We start from the raw sequence: 4,923 nt of genomic DNA on the forward strand, positions 1-4,923 counted from the left end.
CTTGACACTTGAAGGAAAGCGTCATATCTTTAAATCCAAACAAGAATTTGTCGTCTTTTATCTGCAATGTCGTGGATATGATACAGATCGTATTATTTATAATTCTCTAGCAACCCCCTTCTTGGTGGCCTACGCTCTTCGTCCTAAAAATGGTCGTGCAGAAGATGTTCTTTTCTGGCAAGAGCCTATCGGAGAAGTCTTACCTGGTAATATGAAAGTAGCTATGAAAATGCCTCATCGCAATATCCGTATTGCAGTACAGGATAAGCAAGTTTATGATAAAATCCTCAAGCTTGCGACACCAAAAGAGAAGAGTTACTTCCGCAATGTCGGTTATCTCTATCAATACCATCGCCTCAATAATATGAATCCAGAAGCCTTGATTTTGACCAATAGTGATCAGCTTGAGCAAATAGAGCAGCTCTTGACCCAGCTGCCAACTGTGCATTTCCATATCGGAGCCATCACAGAAATGTCCAGCCATTTGATGGGGCTCAATCGTTATCCGAATGTTTCGCTTTATCCAAATATTCGTCCGGCAAAGGTTGCAGAGCTGTTTGATAGATGTGACTTGTATCTAGATATCAATATCAGCGATGAAATCCTCAATGCTTGTCGCACAGCCTTTGAGAACAACATGCTGATTCTCAGCTTCAAAAACACTTGCCATAACCGTCGATTTATTGCGGATGATCACATTTATCCGGTGGAAAATGTATCAGCCATGGTAGGTAAGATTCATGGAGTTCTCTCTCTTCCGTCTGAGATGGAGGCTGCTCTTGCTAAGCAAAAACAGGCGGCGAATCAGGCTGATCTGGAAGCCTACAAGGCAATTTTATAAGCTAATAAGACAAGGGCTTGCTTTCGATGAAAGCAAGTTCCTTTCTATCAACAGAAAAGGAGGAGCAGATGTCTAACAAGGATAATGGCATTTTACAAGAACATATACGAGAACAGCTAGATAATCGAAAGAAACCCCTAAAAAGAGAGAAACAAGAGTTTAGTATGATTGCAGTTCTAGGTGGCATTCTTTTTCTTATCACCCTCTTGGTCACAATCATCATACAGTTGGGACAATTTTTCTAGGATTTTCTCTGGATGGCGGAGGTCTCTGGAACAGATGAACCTTGACGAGCAAATCGTCAAGGTTTTTTTGTCTCTATCTAATTGAACTAGTGTGAAAGGGGGGAGTAGGGATTTTGAAAGATAAGACGCTTTCAATTATTTGAATCTTAAAAGCAAATTTTAGGTAAAAATTAGGCGTTTTCATTGGTTATTTCGTGTATAAATGCTTGAAAAGGAGGAACCGTTTTGCTAAAATAATATATGGTGTATACTAGATAAAAGCAACTGGTATATGCCAGATGAAATCTGCATTTTCTGAGTCAAAGGGATAAAAACTGAGACTGACTGTGGCTTTTATTGGCTTTGGTTTTGAGAGGGCAGCGCAACTACGCTTTGTTAATGGTCATGAGATTAACAAAGGGTCGCAATTGGATAAAAGAAAGGAATCGAATGTTTCGGAGTAAAAAATTTAACAAAGATTTCGAGATCGTAGATGAGAAAAAGCGTTATAAGCTTTACAAATCGGGTAAAAACTGGGTAAAAGCCTCGAATTCTCAATTGGATCTCTTCCGTATCGGTGGGATGGGCGAAGTTGTCTCTAGTACCCTGTCAGACACTGAAGAACTTGATCACGCACACCTTAGTTTTAACACGCTAGCGGGTATAGGGGGAATCCTGGCCGCGGGGGCTGCAGGATTTGTGATGACTCAAGAGCAAACTGTTTATGCGGATGAAACATCTGAGTATACAGAAAAGGATAAAACAGTCATCGCAGCTGAACCGAAAGCGGCTGAAACAAGTGCCAACTCAATCATCGCTCAAGCGCAAGCAGAAGTAAAGAAAGCTCAAGCAGAACAAGCATCTGCAACAGCTTCTGTATCAGTCAGTCAATCTGTTGAGGATCAAGCGAGTGCGAGTCAGTCAGTTTCAGTCAGTCAATCTGCCTCAGCAAGTCAGTCAGCTTCAGTCAGTCAATCTGCCTCAGCAAGTCAATCAGCATCAGCTCCTACATCAGTCTCAGCAAGTGCAAAAGCATCTGCATCAGTAAGCTCTACACCATCAGAATCAGCAAGCGCTCAAGCACCTGCCTCTGTAGTTGAGAGTGCATCAGTTGTTAGCGAACCATCAGCTCAGGCTTCTGTGTCTACCTCAGCTTCTGCATCGCTCAACCTTAAGGTCAACCCTGCGGTAAGTCTTGTATCAGGTAGTGCTAACCAAAGTTTGGCAAGTGCAGCTCTTAGCACAAGCCAAGCAGCAACGACAAGCAACAATATCGCAGCTGGTGTGATAGCGGATAAGAACCAAGCCCAAGGCAAGGATACAACCAAGCAAGCTGAGAAAAACCAAAAGGTAGACAATACTGTAGCGACTGCACCAAAGACAGGGTATTCTGGATTTAGAGCAAATCCGATCGATACTGGATCAAAAGAACCTTTCTTTCTAAATACCGATCCATATAGCATCAACTCTCCAGAAACAAGTGGTCGTTTAAATAGACAACGGGTCTTTCTGGGACGAGCAGGTGTTCCTTTCTCGGTAACATATTACATGCATAAGTCTCAATTTGATGCGGACGAATATCCTTACGGTTCATATAAGGATAGTGAGTTTGCAGGACTTTCTGCAAGAACAACTCTAGAGACTCGAAACTGGCAAGAAGCACAAGAGAAATATAATATTACCTCGGAAACAGGTCGTGTGGAAGTGGCTCCTGGACGTTATATTCCATATGTAACTTTCAAGAGTGATAATCCAAAAGCATTTAATAGTAGTGTCAATCTGGATGTGACCTTTGATGGACGTAGCTTTCCTCAAACCAGCATATTCATGAACCTTACTACTACTCAGTTTAAGGGACCTGCTGTAACGTATGATGCTGAGGGGAAAAAAGAAGCATTGGCTCCTCTTGCAAAATATAAAGTAGGCGATAGAGTTAATGAAACTTTATATTTCCATAATGATAAACAGTATAGATATGAGCAAGATGCTAAAAATTCTATGGTTTTGTACACTGGTAATGGTGGTACAACCAAATATAGTGGTTTGAGGTATGTTCCAGGGGTGGAAAGGCGTGCTGATTTCACCTATGTTCCAAAACTCACTATTACAGGGACGGTTTTAACTGAAAATCCTAATATGCTCGTCAGACATACTAATGGATCGGGAGGTAAGGATGCTGATTTCTTTACCTATCTAGGCCGTCCAGAAGAAGTTGTAACTGAGGCTGCGCAGGAGTCAACTATCAACAAGAGCAAAGACTCACTAATTCCTTCCCCTGAACCACTAGTTCCTGAGATTGAAGTCGGTAAACGAGTTAATGAAACTTTATATGTTCATGATGGTAATAACAAAGGAGATCAGTCTGTTGGTTCTTGGCAAAGTTCTTACCTTGCAGATCAAGCGGTTGAGCTGATTCATGGTAAGAAAGAACTAGAAGCACTTGGATTAACAGTTACTACTAGAACCGATGAACCAGGGGCTGGTAAGACTGGTTATATCCCATCTATCCAAATTTCTGGGACGCCTACTAAAACAGGAACTGTAACACTTAAATATAAGATTACTGACGAAGCAGGACAGCTTAACTTTAAGGACATTCAAGTAAATATTAAAGAAAGCGGATCCCTTAGCCAATCAGTTTCAGCATCAGTATCTGCAAGTCAAAGTGCTTCAGCATCTATCTCATCAAGCATCAGTGCGAGCCAATCAGCATCAAGCTCAGTAAATGCTAGCCAAAGTGCATCAGCAAGTGCGAGCCAATCATCGTCTGTATCAGCTAGCCAAAGTGCTTCAGCATCTGTATCTGCAAGCATCAGTGCGAGCCAATCAGCATCCATCTCAGCAAATGCGAGCCAAAGTGCATCAGTAAGTGCGAGCCAATCATCGTCTGTATCAGCTAGCCAATCAGCTTCAGCTTCTGTAAGTGCAAGTCAATCAACTAGCGCATCAGTAAGCGCAAGCCAAAGCACTTCAGCTTCTGTAAGTACAAGTCAATCAACTAGCGCATCAGTAAGCGCAAGCCAAAGTGTATCAGCAAGTCACTCAGCTTCATCATCTGTAAGTGCAAGCCAATCAGCTTCAGCTTCAGTATCTGTAAGTCAAAGTACTTCAGCATCAGTAAGCGCAAGCCAAAGCACTTCAGCTTCTGTAAGTACAAGTCAATCAACTAGCGCATCAGTAAGCGCAAGCCAAAGTGTATCAGCAAGTCACTCAGCTTCATCATCTGTAAGTGCAAGCCACTCAGCTTCAGCTTCAGTATCTGTAAGTCAAAGTACTTCAGCATCAGTAAGCGCAAGCCAAAGCACTTCAGCTTCTGTATCAGCTAGTCAAAGTGCTTCAACATCAGTATCTGTAAGCCAATCAGCTAGCGCATCAGTAAGCTCAAGTCAATCAACTTCAGCGTCTGTCTCAGCAAGCATCAGTGCNAGNCAATCAGCATCTGTATCAGCTAGCCAATCAGCCAGCGCATCTGTAAGTGCAAGTCAAAGTGCTTCAACATCAGTAAGCGCAAGCCAAAGTGCTTCAGCTTCAGCATCTAACAACCAGAACTCAGCGTCTATCTCAGTAAGCGCGAGCCAGTCTGCGTCAATTAGTGCGAGCCAAAGCGCATCAGCATCAGTATCAGCAAGCATCAGTGCNAGCCAATCAGCATCTGTATCAGCTAGTCAATCAGCCTCAGCATCTGTAAGTGCAAGTCAAAGTGCTTCAACATCAGTAAGCGCAAGCCAAAGTGCTTCAGCTTCAGCATCTAACAACCAGAACTCAGCGTCTATCTCAGTAAGCGCGAGCCAGTCTGCGTCAATTAGTGCGAGCCAAAGCGCATCAGCATCAGTATCAGCAAGCATCAGTGCGAGCCAA

At 42.8% G+C, this 4,923-nt stretch carries 2 protein-coding genes and 2 pseudogenes; all 4 read left to right on the forward strand.

What is annotated here, in order from left to right:
* Positions 1–841, forward strand: an 841-nt coding sequence (locus tag D8791_RS10190; protein ID WP_514133008.1) for a glycosyltransferase family protein, incomplete at its 5' end; no start/stop codon positions are given.
* A gap of 68 nt (positions 842–909) precedes the next feature.
* The gene (locus D8791_RS10195; protein ID WP_125447755.1) at positions 910–1,086 is read left to right on the forward strand and encodes an XRE family transcriptional regulator; all 177 of its coding nucleotides are present in this window, start codon (positions 910–912) and stop codon (positions 1,084–1,086) included.
* 429 nt (positions 1,087–1,515) lie between these two features.
* Positions 1,516–1,656, forward strand: a pseudogene (locus tag D8791_RS10745) (KxYKxGKxW signal peptide domain-containing protein); the annotation flags it as partial.
* A 2,145-nt stretch (positions 1,657–3,801) separates the two neighbouring features.
* Positions 3,802–4,923 (forward strand): annotated as a pseudogene (locus tag D8791_RS10750) (hypothetical protein); the annotation flags it as partial.

Origin of the sequence: Streptococcus cristatus (assembly GCF_003943515.1) — a bacterium.
In the GTDB taxonomy this organism is placed as follows: Bacteria; Bacillota; Bacilli; order Lactobacillales; family Streptococcaceae; genus Streptococcus; species Streptococcus cristatus_D.

Bases quoted from the DNA above. Each gene is read 5' to 3' on its own strand.
- D8791_RS10195 (WP_125447755.1), top strand. From the start codon at position 910: ATGTCTAACAAGGATAATGGCATTTTACAAGAACATATACGAGAACAG.